We start from the raw sequence: 19,976 nt of genomic DNA on the forward strand, positions 1-19,976 counted from the left end.
CCCCGATTGGCGCTTATGCAGCAGCCGCCCCTTTGTGGGCGGCTTTTTTTATGGTCTGAAGCCTGGCCGGCGCTAAACCACATGGCAGGCGACGCGGTGGCCGTCGGCGACCTCCCTTAATCCCGGGATTTCGCGCCGGCAGCGGTCGCTGGCCTGCGGACAGCGGGAGGAAAAGCGGCAGCCGGCGGGCGGCCTCGACGGATCGGGTATTTCACCTTGCACTACCGCCAGCGGCTCGCTATTCGGATCGAGGGTCGGGACCGCCGCCAGCAGCGCCTGCGTATACGGATGCAAAGGCCGGCTGAATAGCGCATCGCGACTGGCGGTCTCCACCAACTGGCCGAGGTACATCACCGCCACGTCATCGCACAGATGCTCTACCACGCCGAGGTCATGGGAGATAAACAAAAACGTCACCCCATGGTCGTCGCGCAGATCGGAAAACAGATTAATAATCTGTGCCTGAATCGACACATCGAGGGCCGAAATGGGTTCATCGGCAATAATAAAATCCGGGTTTAGGATCAGCGCCCGGGCAATGCCGATGCGCTGGCGCTGGCCGCCGGAAAACTCGTGCGGAAAGCGATGGTAGTGCTGCGGCGCAAGACCGCAGATGCGCATGACGTCGAGGGTTTTGTCATACAGCTCCTCCCGGTGACAGAGCTTGTGCTCCAGCATCGCTTCACCGATGGCGTCACCGATGCGGATCCGCGGGTTTAATGAACTGTAGGGATCCTGAAACACCAGCTGGATTTTCGGGCGCAGCGCGCGCATTGCACGCGGCGACAGTTCGGAAAGCTCCTGACCGCGAAACTTGACGCTACCGGCGGTCTTCTCATACAGCCCCAGCAGCGTACGGCCAACGGTGGTTTTCCCGCTGCCGGATTCGCCCACCAGGCCAAAAATCGTTCCCCGGCGAATCTTAAAGCTCACGCCATCCACCGCCCGCAGTTCGCCGGTCTGCTGACCGAACAGCCCGTCGCGCAGCGGGAAGTACTTTTTCAGCCCATCCACTTCAATCACGTATTCATGACTCATATCACGGACTCCGCGAGTTCACTGTAAAAGCAGGCCGCCTGTTGGGTTTGCCCCACCAGCGGCGGAACGCCCTGGCGACAGCGCGCGGTCGCGTTGGCGCAGCGTTCGGCGAAGGCGCACCCGGCGGGCAGGGCGGCGAGGTCCGGCACCTGGCCGGGGATCGAGTAGAGGCGGCGGCGCCGTTCCCCCGGTACCGGACGGGAGGCAATCAGCCCCTGGGTATAGGGATGCTGCGGGTTGCGCAGAATATCGGCGGTCGCGCCCTGCTCGACGATCCGCCCGGCGTACATCACCACGACGTGCTCGGCCATCTGCGCGATGACCCCGAGATCGTGAGTAATCAGCATCATCGCCATCCGGTTGGCCCGCGCCTGGTCGCGCAGCAGGCGCAGAATTTGCGCCTGCACGGTCACATCCAGCGCGGTCGTCGGCTCATCGGCAATCAGCAGCTTCGGCTGACAGCTCAGCGCCATGGCGATCATCACCCGCTGCAGCATGCCGCCGGAGAGCTGATGTGGATAGCTGGCCATCAGGCTCTCCGCCCGCGCCAGCCCGACATGGGCGAGCAGCGCGGTAGCGTGCCGCCATGCGGCTTTCGGCGACTCGCCTCGGTGACGAATCAGCGGTTCGCACAGCTGCTCGCCAACGGTAAGTACCGGGTTCAGGGCGGTCATCGGCTCCTGAAAAATCATCGCCAGCTGATTGCCGCGCAGGTCGGACATGCGGGCCTTATTCAGCCGTAGCAGGTCCTGGCCCGCGAAAAGAATCTCTCCGCCGTCAATGCGAGCCGCCTGCGGCGGCAGCAGGCCCATTAACGACAGGGCGGTGACGCTTTTGCCGCAGCCGGATTCGCCGACCACGCCCACGGTCTGCCCAGCGTGGATAGAGAACGACACCTCCTGCACCGCGCGTACCCGGCTTTTGTCGGCGGCAAACGAGACCGAAAGCTGATTAAACGTCATTAACGGGCGACTCATTTCAGCCTCTGTTTCATTTTGGGATCCATCGCGTCGCGCAGGCCGTCGCCCAGCACGTTGATGGCAATAACGGTGATAAAAATGGCGATCCCCGGCGGCATCCACAACCAGGGACGGCGCTGAAAGTCGATCAGGCTGTTGGCGGCGTCCATCATATTGCCCCACGACGGCGTTGGCGGCACCACCCCAAGCCCGAGGTAGCTGAGCGCCGACTCGCTGAGAATGGCGTTAGCCACCGCCATGGTCGCCATCACCACCAGAATCGGTACCGTATTCGGCAGCAGATGACCAAACAGGCGGCGTCGTGCCGACAGCCCCAGCACCTGGGTCGCCAGCATAAAGTCGCGCTCGCGCAGGGAGAGGCACTGTCCGCGCACCAGCCGCGCCAGCTTCGGCCACTCCAGCAGGCTCAGCATAATCACCACCATATAGATACGTGAGTCCGGCGAGAAATCGAGTTCGGACAGCATCGCGCCCGCGACAATCAGCAGCGGCAGGCCGGGGATGGTCATCACCAGGTCGGCAAAACGCATAATGAGTTTATCGGTCAGGCCGCCGGCGTAGCCAGACAGCGCGCCGAGCAGATAGCCAAGGGCGACCGACAGCAGCATGGTCAGCAGGCCAATAATCAGCGAAATGCGCCCGGCCAGCAGCAGGCGGGTATAGATATCGCGACCGAGAAAGTCGGTGCCCAGCCAGTGCGCCGCGCCGGGCGGCTTGTTGATCATCAGGGCGTCGGTGGCGTCGTCTTGCCACGGCGACCACAGCGGCCCCAGGACGCACCACAGGGCCATGACCGCCAGCAGCAGCAGGCACAGCATCGCCAGCCGGTTGCGGCGCAGCGCCCGCCAGGCCTGACGCCAGGGGGACGGGGTCACCTGGGCCAGCGCCGGGATTTCCGCCTTACGCAGGCGTCGGCGGGAAGAGAACAGAGAGCTAAGCATCAGGACCTCACGCGAATGCGCGGGTCGGCCCACGCGTAGAGCACATCGGCAATCAGGTTGCCAAGAATAGTGAGCACCGCCAGAAACAGGGTGAAGCCCATTAACACCGGGTAGTCGCGGGCGGCCAGCGAATCGATATGAATATGCCCGGCCCCCGGCCAGTTAAACACTTTTTCGGTGATGATCGCCCCGGAGAAGAGTCCCGGAAGCTCGAAGCCGAGCAGGGTGATGATCGGCAGCAGGGCGTTACGCAGGGCGTGCTTGAGGATAACCGTGCGTTCGCGCAGCCCTTTGGCGCGGGCGGTGCGGATAAAATCCATTTTCACCACATCGAGCATGCTGGCGCGAAAATAGCGGGTCAGGCTGCCCGCCTGGAGCATCACCAGCGCCAGTACCGGCAGCGCCAGATGGGCGGCGACCTGCAGCACATACTCCCAGCCGCTGTCGTCGCTGCCGGTATTGGTCATGCCCCCCACCGGTAGCCAGTGCAGATCGACGGCGAACCATTTGATCAGCAGCAGGCAGAGGAAAAAGGTCGGGAACGACATGGCGGCGAACACCGCGACGCTCACCAGATGATCGAATGCAGAATTGGGCTTCAGCGCCGAGATCACGCCCACCGTCAGGCCAATTCCCCAGTAGAACACTAGCGCCACGCTGGCCAGCAGAAAGGAGTTCCAGATGTACTGGTTGAGCAGCTGACTGACCGGGATCTGGTACTGCAGCGAGAACCCCAGATCGCCGCGCAGCAGCTGGCCGAGCCAATGGAGATAGCGGGTGAGCAGCGGCTGATCCAGGCCGTAAATGGCTTTCAGTTCGGCGGCGCGAGCGGCGGTGAGGGTGATATTGCCATCGATAAAATCGCCCGGCGTTTTGGCAAACAGCATAAAAATGATAAAGGAGGCCAGCAGCAGCATCGGCAGCGTTTGCAGCAGCCGTCTCAGGATGAAATTTCTCATGACATTCTCACGTCAGCCGCCGGGAGGCCCGGCGGCTCAGGATTACTTAACGATTTTGACATCCGGCAGGCTGCCGGTCAGGCCGTTGTAGATATCCGGTTTGAAGACGCTAACCCGGGCGCTGCTCGCCGAGAGAATTTCGCGGTAGCCGAGCAGGATCACCGGCGGGTCCTGCGCCAGCACCTGATACAGCCGGTGGTAGATTGGCTTACGTTTTTCCACGTCGAGCACCGAGTTGCCTTCGGTTATCAGCTTGTCAACCTGCGGATTGTTATAGCCGGACTCTTTCGCTTCCGCGCTGTAAAAATCCCACACGCCATCGTGCGGGTCATTAAGGGTGCTGGTGCTGAACGATGCCAGGTCGTAATTACCCGATTTACGCTGCGCCATCAGGGCGTTGAAGTCGACCACCTGCGGTTTTAACAGCACGCCAATCTGCTGCCAGTTCTCTTTGGCGATGGGGATCAGCGCATCGTTGAGCACTTTCTTGCTGACCAGCAGGGTTAACTCGAGGCGTTTGCCATCTTTAACGCGGATACCGTCTGCGCCCGGTTTCCAGCCGGCTTCGTCAAGCAGCTTTTTCGCCTGCGCCGGGTCATAGTGATACGGGTTCACCCCATCGGCGTTCCAGGCCCAGGAGATCGGCGCGATAGGCTCAATCGCCACTTTACCGTAGCCCTGGTAGACCACATCAATCAGCTTCTGGCGGTCGAGGCCGTAAATCAGCGCCTGGCGTACCTTCACGTCCTTCAGCGCCGGGCGGCGGAGGTTAAATTCCACCTGGCTGTAGTCGCTGGAACCGTAGAGGTTGATATTGGCAAAACCGAGCATTTTCAGCTGTTCGATATCATCAGGACACGAGGTAAAGGCGTCGTAGTCGGTTTCGCCCGTCTGGAAGAGCTGGAAATTGGTCGACGGGTTGGTCACGCGATAAATAAAGCGCGGAGTCGGCGGGGTTCCGCGATAAAAGTGGCTGTTGGCGTGGAAACGAATCTCCTGGCCGGGGATGTATTTGTCGTAAACGTAGGGACCGTTGCCCAGCGGTTTGCCGTGCAGGGTGCGCAGATAATCGAGATTCCCGCGCTGGTAGCCTTTGCCGTAATAGGCTTTGGAGAGGACCGGGCCGCCAATTTTTGCCAGCGTCGTCGCGCCCGGTTGGGTGGTGGTTACCTGGAGCGTTAAGGGATCAATCACTTTCAGGCCGCTGACGCTATCGGCTTTCCCCGCCTTGTAGTCCGCGCCGCCGGCGATATTGGCGAGCGTAATATCGGTATCGCCATCGTATTTCGGGTCCAGCAGCACGGTGAGGGTAAAGGCGACATCCTCGGCGGTCAGCGGCGAACCGTCGCTAAAGGTCAGGTTGGGACGCAGCTTGATGGTGTAGACCTTGTTATCCGAACTGACCGTCCAGCTTTCGGCGAGGCCCGGCACCAGCTTGCCGTGGCTGTCCCAGTCGATCAGGCGCGAGAAGATGACGTTGGTGACGTTCTCATCCCAGCCGTTGACGAAGAAGTAGGGGTTAAATATACCCTGCGGCTCGGAGATGCCGGCCACGACGGTATCTTTGCGCAGCTTCGCCGCCGCGGGGATCTGGCTGGCATCGCTGGCCGGGGTGATCCCTTCTTTTAAAATGTCGTCGGCGATGGCGACAGAAGAAAATGCCACCGCGCCGCCGAGCAACGCTATTTTCAGAGCAAGCGCGAACCGCGTTTGTTTGGTTTTTAACCCGTGCAGTAGTCTGGACAAAAGTGCTCCCTCATCAATTGATTGCGTTGAGTATTTACAAATCATGACGAAAGATAAGAGGCGCATCGCAGCCTGTCTAACAACGAAAGGCTATGGCTTATAGCAATTTAGCATTAGCTATAATTCTGCATTAATCTGCCATTTTTGTGCTAAGCGCCAGCGTTCTCTGCTGTCTGCGGGGGAGAGAAAGGGGAAGGGCCGCCATCCGGCCGCAATGCTGCGGTAAGCAGTACGTAGCGTGCGGCGACCGCGGGCAGGCCCGGAACGTAAGCCGAAAGTTTATGGCGTCTGCCAGAGCGTATCCGGTTCGGAAAACCCCTCTTCGACCCGGGCGAAAAAGCGGCTGGCGTGCAGGCCGTCGACGAAGGCGTGATTGAATCTGCCCGCGACCGGGATAATGCCGTTTTTGAGCTTGCCCCAGGTGAGGGCGGGTACCGCTGCGCCGACGTAATACTCGGCGTGGGTCATGGCGCTGAAATGCAGCCATGGCAGGCAGCTGGCGCAGAAGAAGTTCTCGCCGTTGACGATAAGCGGCGCCGGCGCGGTCCGTTTCGCCGCGTCAATCTTCGGCGTAGCCGCAGCGCTAAAGGCGGCAAAGTCAGCGGCGTTATCGCACCAGACCTGGCGAAAACCTTCCTGCGCGGTCATCACCGGCGTCATCACAGCCAATTGATCATATTCGACAATCTCGTCGTCCAGCAGCCGCTGCTTAAGCTGTGGCACGTCGTTTGCCGCGCGCACCAGCCCGTAGAGCGCCAGCTGGAAAAAAGAGACGCCGCGATCTTTCGCGCATTCGTATAGCCGCTGCGCCTCGACGGGAACGCAGAGATTAAAGCTGGGGTTGGCAAAACCGCGATAAAAATCAAAATGATCTTTTCGCGGCCAGTGTTGTTTGTCGATTACGCGATAGTTGGCCACGGGCCTCTCCTGTTGGCTGACTTTCCTTCACTATGCGACGATTTCAATCAGGTTGCCATCGGGGTCTTTGATCACCGCTTCATAGTAGCCGTCACCGGTGGTTCGCGGTGGGGAAACCAGTATTCCCTGCGCGTCGGCGCGTTTCGCCAGCCTGTCGACATTTTCCGCGCCGCCAACGCTTATCGCCAGGTGCACCCAGCCGGTACGGTTATTATCCGCCGTCAGTGCGACCAGCCCCGGCTTGGTCATCAGCTCAATGGCAACGTTGTCGCCAATCTTGACAAAAAAGGACTCAAAACCGGGGTTGGTTTGGCTGCAGTACTTCTCATTGATCTCGCCGTCGAAAAACGACACCCAAAAATGGGCCTGTTGCTCAAGCTGGCGGGTCCATAGAGCGATGTGGGCAATTTTCATAGCAAACCTCTTGATAGGGTGAGTTGACAGTCAGGGCCGTAATGCACGATCATGCACTTTGTTGCTCGATGAAGATTTAATCAGGAGTTACTTGTGCTCGATTATGCTGCTTTCCCCAAACAACGACAAGCGCTTATTTGCCAGATTCTGCAGGAGAACGGCAGAGTGGTTTGCGCCGAGCTTGCCGACCGCCTTAACGTCTCCGAGCATACTATTCGCCGTGATTTACATGAACTTAGCCGGGAAGGGTACTGTAAAAAGGTCTACGGCGGCGCGGTGATGACCCTGCCGGAGGCGGGGGACTATAGCGAGCGCAAAGAGAAAAATACGGCGACAAAAAGCAGGATCGCGCAGAAGTGCGCAAAGCTGGTGAAGCCCGGCGGCTGCATTTTTATCGATACCGGCACCACCAATCTGGCGATGGCGGAAGCGTTACCAGCGGAGCTGGCGTTAACCGTGGTCACCAATTCTCCCGAGATCGCCGCCGTCCTGCTCAAGAAACCGCTGTACGATGTGGTCATGCTTGGCGGTCAGATCCAGCGGGCCAGCGGCGGCTGCGTGGGCGCCTCCGCGGTGGCGCAGATTCAGGGTATGCTTTTCGATCAGGGTTTTATCGGCGGCTGCGCTATGGCGCCCGAGTCTGGCCTGACGGGTTTTGACTACGCCGACTGCGAATTTAAAAAAGCGGTGATCAAGCAGTGCAGCGAAATCATAGTCGGCCTCACCTCCGATAAGATCCCGGCGGTGGCGCGCTTTATGGTGGTCGAAAGCAGCGCCATTGATGTGCTGGTGGTCGAGGAGAACATCAGTCGGGAATATCGCGACGCGTTCAGCGAACACGATATTCGTATTTACACCGTTTAAGCGCCGTATGGACTTACTTTGACAACGACGTGGCAATCAGGCGCAGGCCGAGGGCGCCCAGCACCGTGGCGGTGAGGATATCGATCTTACGCTTCATGCGCAGATAGACGCCGCGCGGTCGGGCGGAAGAGAGCACCAGGGCCACCAGCGAATACCAGCTGACGTCGATCAGAAAGCTCATCAGCGGCACGATATAGTAAAAGGCCAGCGGGATGCGCTCCGGCAGCAGGGCGGTAAAAATAGAGGCGAATACCAGCGCCGTTTTTGGGTTGCTGAGCTGGGTATACAGACCATCGCGGAAGGTTTTCAGCAGCGAATGTTCCGCCGCCATGCCACCTGCCGCAAAATCCATCGGCTGCGCCGCGCCGCGGTAAATTTTATACCCCAGCCAGAGCAGATAGAGGCCGCCTGCGACCTTCAGGCCAATAAACATTTCCGGCACTGCGGTCAGAACTTTTTGTAACCCCAGCATGGCCATAATCGAAAAGATGGCCGCTCCCGCGCCGGTGCCCAGCGCGGTGACCAGACCGTGCGTTCTTGAGCGCGCAACGGCGTTGCGGGCAACGTAAATGAAGCTCGGGCCGGGGCTAATCACGCCCATAATAAGGACGGCGGCAAGGGCCATCAGGCTGGATAAGAACATAAACGCTCCTGGTTGACGTTGAGCGCTAAAGTCGTATCTGGCTCCGGCTCATGATTGATTTCGCTCTCAAAAAAATAAACAATCTTTACCCCTCTGTCACCCAACTTTGCGAGGTGATGTTTAGTTGCCCGTTCGAATAACGATTCCCATTTCGCGCGTCGGTGATAAACTGACTAAATGTGATCTTTGTCATATCGTCATTAAAACAGAGAAAAGAGACACTGCTATGCAACATATCATTGAGGGCTTCCTCAACTTCCAGAAAGAGATCTTCCCGCAACGTAAAGAGCTCTTCCGCAGCCTGGCATCCAGCCAGAATCCTAAAGCGCTGTTTATCTCTTGTTCAGATAGCCGCCTGGTGCCGGAGCTGGTGACCCAGCAGGAGCCGGGGCAGCTGTTTGTGATCCGCAACGCCGGGAATATCGTGCCCTCTTTCGGTCCTGAGCCGGGCGGGGTTTCCGCCACCATCGAGTATGCCGTCGTCGCCCTGGGCGTGACCGATATCGTCATTTGCGGCCACTCCAACTGCGGCGCGATGAAAGCCATCGCCACCTGCCAGTGCCTGGACCCGATGCCTGCCGTCTCCCACTGGCTGCGCTACTCCGACGCGGCGAAAGCGGTCGTGGAGAAGAAAACCTGGGCCAACGAGACCGATAAAGTCAACGGAATGGTGCAGGAAAACGTCATCGCCCAGTTGAACAACATCAAAACCCACCCGTCGGTTGCCGTGGGCCTGCGCGATAGCACGCTGCGTCTGCACGGCTGGTTCTACGATATTGAAAGCGGCGATATTCGCGCGCTGGATAAAAACAGCAAGACCTTCGTGTCGCTGTCGGAAAACCCTGACGTCTATTTCGAATAAACCTCCCGCAGGGCACGGAAGCCCTCGTTCCCGCCTTATCTGCCATACTTATTACTCCTGAGTAGTCTGTTTTTTTAAGGGGAAGTAATGATCAAGCTGTGCGCAACCTGCGGCACTTCTTACGACGATGGCGGCAACAACCTGAGCCGGTGCCGTATCTGTGAGGATGAACGTCAGTACGTCCCGGCCAGCGGCCAGGCATGGATTGCATTAGAGACTCTGGTTCGCACTCATGTGAATAAGTGGCGGCAGCATAGCGGCGAGCTGTTGAGCATCAAGACGGTACCGAAATTTGCCATCGACCAGCGCGCGTTTCTGCTGCTCACCCCGCAGGGGAATATTCTGTGGGACTGCATCGCCAATCTGGACGCGGCGACAAAAACCCTGATCGCCGCGCTGGGCGGGATAAAAGCGATCGCCATTTCTCATCCTCATTACTACACCACGATGCAGACGTGGGCGGAAGCCTTCGACGCGCGAATCTACCTTCATGCCAGCGATCGCGAATGGATTATGCGCGATAGCCCGGCAATCACGCTGTGGGAAGGGGATGCGCTGGAGATCCTCCCTGCGGTGCGGTTGCTGCGTCTGGGCGGGCATTTCGCCGGTGGCACCGTTCTGCACTGGGCAAAAGATGATGGCATCATGCTGGCGGGCGATATCATCCAGGTGACGCCGGGGGCGCACGCCGTTTCGTTTATGTGGAGCTATCCCAATTTGCTGCCGCTCGCGGCAGCCAGCGTCGAGAAGATCGTTGAGCGTCTGGGCGATACGCCCTTTGAAGCGCTGTACGGCGCCTTCGAGGGACAGAACGTCACGAAAAATGCCCGGCAGATCGTTTTAGATTCAGCGCAGAAGTATCTCGCCTGCCTGAATACGACGGCGCACCGCTGAGGGCGCGCCGCCTGCGGCTTATACCACGCCGTCGCCGCCATCGGAGCACCACACCTGGCCGGAGGTGAAGGAGCAGGCGTCCGAAGCCAGGGTTACGTACAGCGGCGCAATCTCCACCGGTTGGCCGGGGCGGCCTAGCGGCGTATCGGCGCCGAACTGACGAACTTTCTCATCCGGCTGGCCGCCGCTTGACTGCAGTACCGTCCAGTAGGGGCCGGGGGCGACGGCGTTAACCCGAATGCCCTTCGGCCCCAGCTGTTTGGCCAGCGACTTGGTGAACGCCACCAGGCACGCTTTGGTTTGCGCATAGTCCAGTAGGATGGGGCTTGGCTTAAAGGCCTGGACTGATGAAGTATTAATAATCGCGCTGTGTTCTTTAAGATGACGCAGGGCGGCTTTAGTGATCCAGAAGGCCGCATAAACGTTGGTTTTGAAGGTGGCGTCAAAGTCGGCGGTGGTCAATTCTTCCAGCGATTCGCAGTATTGCTGGCGTCCGGCATTATTGATCAGAATATCCAGCCCGCCGAGTTCGCTGACGGCCTGTTCGACCAGGGTTTCGCAGAAGGATTCGTCGCGCACATCTCCCGGAATCGCGACGGCCTGACGTCCTTCGGCCTCAATGAGAGCAATCACGGTTTCCGCATCGGACTCCTCTTCCGGCAGATAGTTGATCGCCACATCGGCGCCCTCTCGGGCGAAGGCGATCGCGACCGCGCGACCAATCCCGGAATCGCCGCCGGTAATCAGGGCGCGTTTGCCGGCGAGTCGACCGGCGCCGACATAGCTCAGTTCGCCGTGATCCGGCTGCGGCTTCATCTCTTCGGCAAGACCTGGCGGCGATTGCGGTTGGTCAACAAACGGGGGACGGGGATACTTCGCGGTATTATTAGCGTAATCGCTCATACTGACCTCCTCGTGTTAAAAGATTAAGCGTAGTTGCCTGGTCAGCCAGTGGTGGAATATCGAGGAATATTTGAACAGCTTCGCTTTTAGAATTTTTGCGCTTTTATTCATCTCCGAACGGTAATTCACTGATTGCCGGGAAACTTTTAAAAATGAGAAGCGACGGCAGCGTTGGCCATTTTAGGATTATTCTATCGCAAGCCTGACGGTATATTTAGGCGGGGATTAATACTGCCTGGCGCTCATATTTACGCGGGCGCTGAAAACATTAAAAATATTTCCCGATGATTCATCAGGCACGGAACTTGTGAAAATGAATAGTAGCAACCAGACTTATTAAGACAAAAGAAAAATACGCTGGAGGTATTGCTGATGAAAAAATTACTGGCTGTTATTTTCTGTTCGCTGATGGCGCAAGGCGTCTACGCCGCGGATGAAGGTGGGTTTAAAAAAGAGGCTGCTCCACCTCCGCCGCATAAAATTGATGATGGTTATCGCGGGACTGAAGATGGTCGGATCATGACCGTGCGCCAGGCGCTGGATATGCACGATGGGGCAACCATTTCATTACGCGGCAATCTTATTGAGCAGCACGGCGACGATCGCTACAGCTTTCGCGATAAAACCGACACCATTGCGCTAATTATTCCCGCCGCGGTTTTTGATGGCCGCGAAGTGAAGCCCGATCAGATGATCAGCATCAACGGCAGCCTTGATAAAAAAATGACGCCGCCGGTGGTGCGGGTGGATCGGATCCAGAAATAATCGCTTAGTCAGGAGAAATGCATGTCCGTAAAAAATCCAGCCGACCCGGATAAGCGGGGCCGTCATCCGTCGAAAGAGGACCCGCGCGAACAGGGGGAAGTGCCGAGAAAAAGAGATGACAGCGAAGATCATAAAAAAGATCCCTGGCATCCGCAGTCCGGAAAGCGCTAGAACGGCCGCCCGTGAGGGCGGCTCGGGTTAAAAATCGATTGGCGACAAACGGCGGCGGGAGCGGCTAGCCGGCGTGGATATGGCCTTCGCTATCGCCGCGCCGATTTCCGCGCAGGCGGTGATCCCCTGAACAAAAGGCTGGTCGTGCATCAGCCAGGGGATGGCGGCAAAGGCGATGCGTCCGCGTACCTCAGAGGGCTCCAGTAACGTATAATCGTCTCCGACTTCCGGGATATCTTCGCCGGTCGCCAGCAGTTGCTCCCTTAGGTGCGGGAAGGGCAGATCTTTATTTTTCAGCGGTTTTTGCCCTCTGGCATCAATAAACACATCAAACGTATAGCGATTTTGTTCGCTGGTAAGCACCGTCTTTTCATGCTCTACCGCCATCTCATAGTTGTGCCCTAAGGCGAGAATACTGATGACGCCCGCTTCGCGCAGCGCCAGCAGTCGGCGGATAGACTCCGAAGGAATGGCTGCATAGCAGTCGATAAAGACCCGCGCAAGGCCATTTTTGAAACGCTCCCGGTCATGGTCATTAAGGTGAGGCACCATCGCCTGAACGGCTTCATGCAGCCGCAGGATCGCGTAGCGCCAGGGAACCGTATATCGCGCGCGCTTGTTGCGCTCAACTTCTTCGAGGTTATCCAGCGCCCAGTGGAACGGATTATGCTGCTGGCGCTTAGCGAACCACGCCTCGCTGAAGCTGTCTGCATTCAGGCTGTGAAGGGCGATATTTTCGCTCCATAGGGGGTCGGCAAGCGCGATCTCCTTCGCTACCAGCTCAAAGACGCGATCGAGCAGACCGTCGCTCCCCGCGGCGATGGCGTGTTCCATCGCGCTTTCGCTCACGATGCTGAGCGGCTCCCAGGGAATAGGACAGTAAAAATCCGCTTCGGGAAGAATGCCGGAGCGCGACATCAACACGATTTTTAGCGCTTCGCTTGCCTCGTCCAGCCTGAAAGAGAGGGCGTCATCGTCGGACCCAATAAAGCGGCCGTGCTGGACGGCGACGGCCATCGCGGCATCAATCCCGCTGAGCGAGGTGCCCATAATCCCCACCCGGCAGGGGGGAATGCTGGCCTCCATGAGGCCGGACCACGGGCTGGGAAACCAGGTGCGCGTCGACTCTTCTTCGTCGGGCCAGACGTGGCCGGTGGCGACCACCGCGAGGTCAAAGGCTTCGTCGACCGGCTCATCTTCGACCCACATCCTCACCCCTTCTGCGGTCGCCTGCAGGTCGCTGACCCGGCAGGACTCATTGACCCGGATGTGAAAGCCCTGTTCTCTGGCCTCGGCGACCAGGCCAAGGAACTGGTCGCGAAAGTATTCGCCCAGCAGGATGCGCGGCAAAAATTGACGATCGTGCAACCCCTCATAATCGACGCCATAGCGCGCAAGGTGCGTCCGGCTCTGGGCCTTCAGCCAGTCGAGATAGGTGTTCTGGAGAGGCGGGATTTCAATACTGGCGATATTGGCCAGCATCATGCGCGAGTTTTCTTCATCGCTATAGGGCATGCCCACGCCCGCTTCCTCAGCCTGTTCGTAAATGGACACGTCCAGCGGCTCACCGCATTTAAGGAGTGAAAAAAGGGTATAAATCCCGGTTGGACCGGCGCCGATAATGGCAATTTTCTTCATATAACTGACCCGCCGTTGTTGTTATCACATTTGTTGTCGGTGGCCTTCCGCCAGTTGAAAAGCTCCACGATAAATCATTTCCGGATAAGGGAAATCTGGCAGGATAATTGTGGTTCAAAATAAGGAAGAGGGCCAATCGCTGGCGTGCCTCTTCCTGGTGGTTAGTTACAGCGTTGCGGCTTCAGAACCAGGTTTCGAGCTGGGCGCCGAAGAATAGCGTACCCGCGCTGTGGTATCCGGCGCTGCCGAAGGTGTCCGTGGAGGAGTAGCCATCCAGCGCGTTGTCCCAGCGCATCCAGGTGGCAAAAAAGCGGATTTCCGGGCGCTCAAAGAAGTCCGTCACGTTCTGCAGCTTGAAGGTGGGGGCAAACGTCAGCTTGTAGTAGCTGCCGCTGGCGGGTCGGTTACCGTTAAAACCTTTCGGGTCGATATCCATATACTGATAACTGCTTTCGTACTGCAGGGCGAAGTTCTGATTGATCTGCTGGATGACCCGGGCGTTCAGCGTCACCCAGTTATAATGGTCAGCGTCGATATAGCGGCTATTACTACTCTGCGCGACGATCAGCGGTGCAATGCTCAGGCTGTCGGTAAGCGCGGTCATCCCATAGGTGGCAAACTTGATGGTCCAGGCCGGACTAATCAGATAGCCGTCGGAACCCGGGCCGCGTACTTCCGCCCCCAGCGCGCGGCCATACAGCAGCGCCGTTTTCGTGCTCCCCGGGCGCAGTCCGTAGAAGCTGTCGCCGTGCCAGGCCAGCATAGTGTTGAACCCTTGCGAGGCTGCTTTATCCGAAGCCAGCCCATCGTTTATCCGTTTATTATTGTCCTGCGAGTAGAGACCGTTGAGCATCCACTGTAATTTGCCCAGCCTGTTGTTAAGCGAGAAGGTGTAGTTTTGAATATAGGTGTTATCCGCTCCGGTCATATTGTTATATTCAACGTTGTCCATTGTCTCGATGTCATTGAAATTACGCCCGTATACCGCAAGATTGGTTTTTATATCCCCCGCGAAATTGACATCATAAATACCGGCGCCGGTACCGATTAAATTCATCATATCGGAATCAAGCCAGTGAATATCGAAATTATCCCGGTCTTCGCGCTTTCCGGCCCACAGCGTCGCCTGTTTAAACGCGCCGCTAAATGCGGGCATATCGCTCATCTCAACAAACGCCTGCCGGACGTTCATCTGGCCGTTGAAGGAACTATCCGTATTATAGGTTTTATCCCATTCGGCTATTTTCATGTAATAACGCAGCTGGCTATTATTATCATATTTTCGTCGGTAGTTGATATCGGCAGTAACATAGGTATCTGATTCATTACCCAGGCGCCCGACGCTGCCGCCGGTGCTGCCCGCAGGCGTCAGGGAAGGTCCCACGGTGGTGGTGGTACCTTTGCTGGTTAATATTCCGCTGCGCGCGTAGCCGCCGAATTTAATCTCTTGATTGTTATCTTGCGCGACCAGAGACTGCGGCGGCGTACTTTTTATTCGCGCTAAATCTTGCTCGGTTTTATGTTCTACGGCCTGTAATCTTTCTTGCGCGTGCGCCGCATTTTTTTCGGCGCTGGCCGCTCTTTTTTCCGCGCTATCTATTTTTCGCGTCGCATCCTGTAACTGGATGCGCGATTGTTTTAATTCGGTCTCGAGTCTTTCGAGCCGGGCGTTAATTTCACTCAGGGTCGTATCCGCAGCAGCGGCGGATGCTGGCAAAGCCAGCGCGCAAAGCGTAAGCATATAGGCTTTCATCATTAAGACCTGTATCGGGGTCGCTGTGCTCTGGACGTGCGGGTGCAGAGCACAGGTTACTGTGCCATTGAAATGGGTGGTTTAATCGGGTATTAAATTATTTTTCGGGCTGTATTAGTTTTTACGCCTCTTTGGTGGGTTTATTGATTTTGACAAAAATGAAAGTCATTATAAAGGCAAAGATAAAGACGGCGATCCCGACGGTGATATAGGTAATAAACTGATAGCGATCGTAGAGATACATCAGCGGCGACAGCAGCACTGCCAGGCCGTAAGAGTTGGCTTTAATCGATAGCAGCGACAGGACCATGCCGCCCAGTGCTGAACTGGCGAGCATCACCATAATTGCGCGGAGTCCGGACTGCATCACAATACCGAATAAAGCCGGTTCTGAAACGCCTAATAGCTGGGTCAGAGTGGCGGAAATACCGGCGGTTTTAAACGCGACATTTTTCGCTTTCACCGAAATAGCCAGACACACGGCGGCGTTGGCAAACCCATACATCGCGCACACCGTAATCAACGGGTTAAACCCGGTGCCGGCAATGAGCGAGGTTTCGATCATAATAAACATATGGTGCATCCCGGTCATCACGGCAATCGGATAGATAAAGCCGATTAACAAACCGCCGATACCCGCAGGTAGGGTCAGAAACTGCTGGATAGCCATCACCGCATAGTGTTCAAAACCATGTACCAGCGGCCCTAAAACCAGCAGCGCGATGGCCACCGCGATCAGGATGACGATAAACGGCGTGAAAATCAGATCCATTGAGTTCGGCATTACCCTGCGGAAGAAAATTTCCAGCTTTGCGCCAATAATGCCGGTGAGCAGGGCGGTTAAAATAGACCCCTGATAGCCCACCAGCGGAATAAAGCCAAACACATAAATCGGGCTGCTGTGGCCGTAGGCGACGTCGTAGGCGTTGGGCAGCGCAGGGGAGACCAGCATCAGGCCGATTAAAAAACCGATAATCGGCGTCCCGCCAAATTTCTTAAACGCCGACCAGCAAATAAACGCTGCCAGAAAAGCGAAAGCGGTGTCGCAGAGCACCGTGGTCAGCGTTTGCAGAGCTGCCGGGATCTCATGGACGCTGCCGCCAAACCACGCCTGGACGGTATCGTTAAAAATGACCCCCTTCAGGCCAAGAAACAGACCGGTGGCCCCGAGGACCGGGACAATCGGCACGAAGACATCCGATAAATTGCGAATTCCCCGCTGTAACCGGCCCGTACTCTGCTTCGTCATTTCGTCCTTGCTGATTTCGGCCACCTGGTATTCGTTGACAAATTCCTGATAAACTTTATTAACGATCCCGGTTCCAAGGATTATCTGATACTGGCCTGAATTAAAAAATACGCCTTTGACTTCGCTAATATTGCGGATTCTATCGTCATCAATTTTCTGCCGATCTTTAACCTGCAAACGTAATCGCGTGGCGCAGTGGGTTGCGGAGGCAATGTTTTCCTTGCCGATGGTATTTACGATCTCAATGGCGATATTTTTATATTTGTTCATATTTAACTCATTCCTTAACGAGAATGGTTTGATAGGGTTTCAGGGTTGCGCCAGCGTCGGCATAATTATTGAGGACAATCTCACCTGCCGGGAGCGTAAAAGGCAGAGGTTGCGCGCTCAAATTGGTTATCGAGATGAAACGCTCTGTCTCCGTTGTCCGTTCGTAAGCAACGATACGATCGTCAACCTCCTCAATGGCGGCGAATGAACCATAGATCAGCGCCTGCGGATAGTGCCTATTTCGCAAGGCAATGATGGTCCGGTAAAACGAGAATACCGATTGTGCATCGTTTATCTGGCTTTGCGCGTTGACGCTGAAGTCGGTTGAGGAAAACGCCAGCCAGGGTTGTGCACCCTGGTTAAATCCGCCGTTGGGGCTCTTCGACCACGGAAAAGGGGTTCGCGAATTGTCGCGGGAGCGCTGGTTGATAAAACCCAGCGCCTGCTCTTCTGAGAAACCTTCCGCCAGGGAGCGATAGTAATTATCAATACTGGAAATATCGTCAAACTCGTCGATCGATTGCCGGCGGAAATTTTTCATCCCCAGCTCCTGGCCCTGATAAATAAATGGCGTCCCCTGCATAAAAAAATACATCGCGGCCAGCGCCGTGGCGCCGACATCATTCTGATAATCAGCGTCGCGGATAAGCTTGGACAGCGCGCGTGGCTGGTCGTGGTTTTCAATAAACGTTGTTCCCCAGCCTGCCTGACAAAAGGCGCGCTGGCTGGCAAAGAGCGCTTCTCTGAATTCTCGAACGCTCCAGCTGCGCTGTTTAAACCATTCCGAACCGTTTTCGACGTCGATATCGGCAGCGTGAAAATCGAAAATCATATTGAAGTAGCCGTCGGGCCCAATATAGCTGGCGTACTCTTCCAGGGGGACGCCCGGCGCCTCGCCCACGGTTACGCAGCGGCGGCGATTGAAGGTGCGTGCTTTTAGCTCATTAAGGAACCGTTCAATACCCGGACGATTGCGCGATTTACTTTTAATAGATACCAGACCATCAATACCGTCTGCGGGCAGAGAGGCATAGTCCTGATCCTTTTTAATAAAGGTAATGGCGTCGATGCGAAAACCAGCGATGCCTTTATCCAGCCACCAGTTAATCATGGCGTAGATTTCCTCGCGCAGCTGCGGGTTTTCCCAGTTGAGGTCTGGCTGCTTTTTATGAAAAACGTGCAGATAGTAGTTCTCTTCGCCAGCCACTTTTTCCCATGCGCTGCCGCCAAAAATCGATCGCCAGTTATTTGGCGCACCTCCCGCCACGGCGGGTTTAAAGATGTAGTAATCACGATATTTCGATTGAGGGTCGGCCAGCGCGGCCTGAAACCAGCGGTGCTCATCGCTGGTATGGTTGACCACCAGATCGACCATCACCGCAATTCCCAGCTCGCCAGCCTGTGCTATCAGGTCGTCCACATCCTGCATCTGGCCTAAATCGGGATTCACCGCGTAGTAGTCCGCGATATCGTAGCCGTTATCCGCATCCGGCGAGCGGTAGAACGGCGAAACCCATATCATGGTGATACCAAGCGTTTTAAGATACGGCAGTTTGGCGATAATGCCCCGAATGTCGCCCACGCCGTCGTTATTGCTGTCATAGAAGCTTTTTGGGTACACCTGATAAATCACGGCTTCTTTCCACCATGCGCCTTTTTGTGATTGATTCATTATTTCTCCTGAGTATGAAATCGATACCATATTGAGTGAAAAAAATTATGCGGAGGCCCTGATAACCAGCTCTGATTTCAGGTCTTCCTCGTCATAGCGATATTGCGTGTGGTTAATCAGGGCCAGCAGGCGTTCCACGGATATGCGACCTAGTTGCTCGATAGGTTGGCTAACGGTGGTGAGCGGAGTAGGGACCATTTCGGCCACGGGGAGGTTATCAAAGCCCATTACCGCCAGTTCTCCGGGAATGCTCACCCCTTTCGCTGTCAGCGCGGAGATCACGCCGCAGGCAACCTCATCGCTACCGGCGAAAATCGCGTCAGGGCGCTCGCCTTTAGCCATTTGTAGAATTTGCTCGGCCAGACGCTGCCCGTCGCGCCAGGTATGGACGTGGCGGAAAATCAGCCGCTCGTCAATGGACTGCTGCCCTTGCTGCATGGCGGCAATAAAGCCGCGGTTTCTTCTGCTGCCGTGGCCCTTTTGCTGGAATGCACCGCCGGTAGAGTAGGCGATTCTTTTATAACCTTTGTGCAGCAGCCAGCTGACCGCGTTATAGGTCGCCAGTTCATCGTTCATTCTGACCACAGGCAGAGTGGTGTCATCGATGCTGGTGTTGCACAGCAGGATCGGGCCATATTTCTGATATTGCTCAATAACGTCTTTATCACTTTCGACGGCGCACAAGATAAGGCCGTCGATAATTTTTTTCTTCAGCAGGTCGAGACAATTTTCTTCTTCGCCCGCGCTATTGTGGTTCTGGACGATCAGCACTGAATAGCCGTTTTTTCGCGCCGTGACTTCAAGGGCGTCGACCAGGCTGGCAAAAAACGGGTTGGTTATCCTGGAGATAAGCACGCCAATGCGGTGGGTTTTCACGCCGCGCATCTGCTGTGCGACGGTGCTCGGCTCGTAATCCAGCTCTTTCATGGCTGCGAGGATTTTTTCCTTTTTATCTTCAGAGATATAAGGATGATTGTTCAGGAAGCGGGATACCGTCGTGACCGACAGACCGGCTTTTACAGCGACGTCTTTTATGGTTGCCATGGTAGTTATGAAATCGATATCACATGAGCATAAAATATTTTTGCTCAGGGTTCGGGTCAACCGCCTTTTTGTAAAACATGATCTGACTCACAAGAAAGTTAACGATACGCTCTCCGCGTCGCGCGCAAAGCGCTGTGGATGAGAGGGGTTAAGCTTGCGATTCGGATCCTTATTCCCGCTTCGCTAACGCGATATACCCCTCCGGTTGCAATCATGGCTGCCTGGTGACGTTCTATGAATAACAAGCGGGAT

Annotated in this window: 19 protein-coding genes; 5 read left to right on the top strand and 14 right to left on the bottom strand. The window is 56.4% G+C overall.

Annotation, left to right across the window (positions count from 1 at the left end; all coding sequences use genetic code 11):
* Positions 1-72 precede the first annotated feature (72 nt).
* The 7 genes from EGY08_RS27930 to EGY08_RS27960 form a co-directional block, all read right to left on the bottom strand.
* Positions 73-1,038, bottom strand: a complete 966-nt coding sequence (locus EGY08_RS27930) for an ABC transporter ATP-binding protein (protein WP_123829233.1) — start codon at positions 1,036-1,038, stop codon at positions 73-75.
* A complete protein-coding gene (locus tag EGY08_RS27935; protein WP_004119358.1) occupies positions 1,035-2,015 on the bottom strand; it encodes an ABC transporter ATP-binding protein in 981 nt (326 codons plus the stop codon). The genes EGY08_RS27930 and EGY08_RS27935 overlap by 4 nt, the downstream gene beginning before the upstream one ends.
* Positions 2,012-2,959, bottom strand: coding sequence for an oligopeptide ABC transporter permease (gene opp4C, locus EGY08_RS27940; protein ID WP_004119359.1), 948 nt, complete (start codon positions 2,957-2,959; stop codon positions 2,012-2,014). Before opp4C ends, EGY08_RS27935 begins: the two co-directional genes overlap by 4 nt.
* A complete protein-coding gene (locus EGY08_RS27945) occupies positions 2,959-3,918 on the bottom strand; it encodes an ABC transporter permease (RefSeq protein ID WP_049114367.1) in 960 nt (319 codons plus the stop codon). The genes opp4C and EGY08_RS27945 overlap by 1 nt, the downstream gene beginning before the upstream one ends.
* Before the next feature lie 42 nt (positions 3,919-3,960).
* On the bottom strand, positions 3,961-5,664 hold the full coding sequence (locus tag EGY08_RS27950) for an ABC transporter substrate-binding protein (RefSeq protein ID WP_123829234.1): 1,704 nt from the start codon (positions 5,662-5,664) through the stop codon (positions 3,961-3,963).
* A gap of 279 nt (positions 5,665-5,943) precedes the next feature.
* Positions 5,944-6,582, bottom strand: coding sequence for a CatA-like O-acetyltransferase, family 1 (locus EGY08_RS27955; RefSeq protein ID WP_049114371.1), 639 nt, complete (start codon positions 6,580-6,582; stop codon positions 5,944-5,946).
* Positions 6,583-6,612: 30 nt separating this feature from the next.
* Positions 6,613-6,996: a VOC family protein gene (locus EGY08_RS27960; protein ID WP_004119372.1), complete on the bottom strand. Its 384-nt coding sequence runs from the start codon at positions 6,994-6,996 to the stop codon at positions 6,613-6,615.
* Between the two features lie 93 nt (positions 6,997-7,089).
* On the opposite strand from EGY08_RS27960, the gene EGY08_RS27965 reads away from it, so the two are divergent.
* A complete protein-coding gene (locus EGY08_RS27965) occupies positions 7,090-7,860 on the top strand; it encodes a DeoR/GlpR family DNA-binding transcription regulator (protein WP_004119375.1) in 771 nt (256 codons plus the stop codon).
* A 13-nt stretch (positions 7,861-7,873) separates the two neighbouring features.
* On the opposite strand, the gene EGY08_RS27970 is transcribed toward EGY08_RS27965, so the two are convergent.
* A complete protein-coding gene (locus EGY08_RS27970) occupies positions 7,874-8,503 on the bottom strand; it encodes a LysE family translocator (RefSeq protein ID WP_004119378.1) in 630 nt (209 codons plus the stop codon).
* A 226-nt stretch (positions 8,504-8,729) separates the two neighbouring features.
* On the opposite strand from EGY08_RS27970, the gene EGY08_RS27975 reads away from it, so the two are divergent.
* The gene (locus EGY08_RS27975; protein ID WP_004119381.1) at positions 8,730-9,365 is read left to right on the top strand and encodes a carbonic anhydrase; all 636 of its coding nucleotides are present in this window, start codon (positions 8,730-8,732) and stop codon (positions 9,363-9,365) included.
* Positions 9,366-9,452: 87 nt separating this feature from the next.
* Positions 9,453-10,259 (top strand): MBL fold metallo-hydrolase, encoded by an 807-nt coding sequence (locus EGY08_RS27980; RefSeq protein ID WP_123829235.1) that lies wholly within the window; start codon positions 9,453-9,455, stop codon positions 10,257-10,259.
* A gap of 18 nt (positions 10,260-10,277) precedes the next feature.
* On the opposite strand, the gene EGY08_RS27985 is transcribed toward EGY08_RS27980, so the two are convergent.
* The gene (locus EGY08_RS27985) at positions 10,278-11,162 is read right to left on the bottom strand and encodes an SDR family oxidoreductase (RefSeq protein WP_123829236.1); all 885 of its coding nucleotides are present in this window, start codon (positions 11,160-11,162) and stop codon (positions 10,278-10,280) included.
* Positions 11,163-11,534: 372 nt separating this feature from the next.
* Here EGY08_RS27985 and EGY08_RS27990 point away from each other — a divergent pair, with 372 nt between their 5' ends.
* Together EGY08_RS27990 and EGY08_RS30840 are read left to right on the top strand one after the other, a co-directional pair.
* Positions 11,535-11,927: a YdeI family stress tolerance OB fold protein gene (locus EGY08_RS27990; RefSeq protein ID WP_004119392.1), complete on the top strand. Its 393-nt coding sequence runs from the start codon at positions 11,535-11,537 to the stop codon at positions 11,925-11,927.
* A gap of 21 nt (positions 11,928-11,948) precedes the next feature.
* Positions 11,949-12,098 carry a hypothetical protein gene (locus EGY08_RS30840; protein ID WP_004119395.1) on the top strand — a complete coding sequence of 50 codons (150 nt, stop codon included), beginning with the start codon at positions 11,949-11,951 and terminating at the stop codon, positions 12,096-12,098.
* Positions 12,099-12,125: 27 nt separating this feature from the next.
* On the opposite strand, the gene EGY08_RS27995 is transcribed toward EGY08_RS30840, so the two are convergent.
* From EGY08_RS27995 to EGY08_RS28015, 5 genes are all read right to left on the bottom strand, one after another.
* Entirely contained in the window at positions 12,126-13,736 is a 1,611-nt protein-coding gene (locus EGY08_RS27995) for an FAD-NAD(P)-binding protein (protein ID WP_049113545.1), read from the bottom strand.
* Between the two features lie 181 nt (positions 13,737-13,917).
* Entirely contained in the window at positions 13,918-15,492 is a 1,575-nt protein-coding gene (locus EGY08_RS28000) for a carbohydrate porin (protein ID WP_123829237.1), read from the bottom strand.
* Positions 15,493-15,610: 118 nt separating this feature from the next.
* Positions 15,611-17,008 (bottom strand): PTS transporter subunit EIIC, encoded by a 1,398-nt coding sequence (locus EGY08_RS28005; protein ID WP_123829238.1) that lies wholly within the window; start codon positions 17,006-17,008, stop codon positions 15,611-15,613.
* A gap of 7 nt (positions 17,009-17,015) precedes the next feature.
* Positions 17,016-18,680, bottom strand: coding sequence for a glycoside hydrolase family 13 protein (locus EGY08_RS28010; protein WP_004119417.1), 1,665 nt, complete (start codon positions 18,678-18,680; stop codon positions 17,016-17,018).
* 45 nt (positions 18,681-18,725) lie between these two features.
* Positions 18,726-19,724 carry a LacI family DNA-binding transcriptional regulator gene (locus tag EGY08_RS28015; RefSeq protein ID WP_004119421.1) on the bottom strand — a complete coding sequence of 333 codons (999 nt, stop codon included), beginning with the start codon at positions 19,722-19,724 and terminating at the stop codon, positions 18,726-18,728.
* Positions 19,725-19,976: the final 252 nt, after the last annotated feature.

It is taken from the genome of Klebsiella sp. FDAARGOS_511 (genome assembly GCF_003812845.1).
Lineage (GTDB): Bacteria > Pseudomonadota > Gammaproteobacteria > Enterobacterales > Enterobacteriaceae > Klebsiella > Klebsiella grimontii.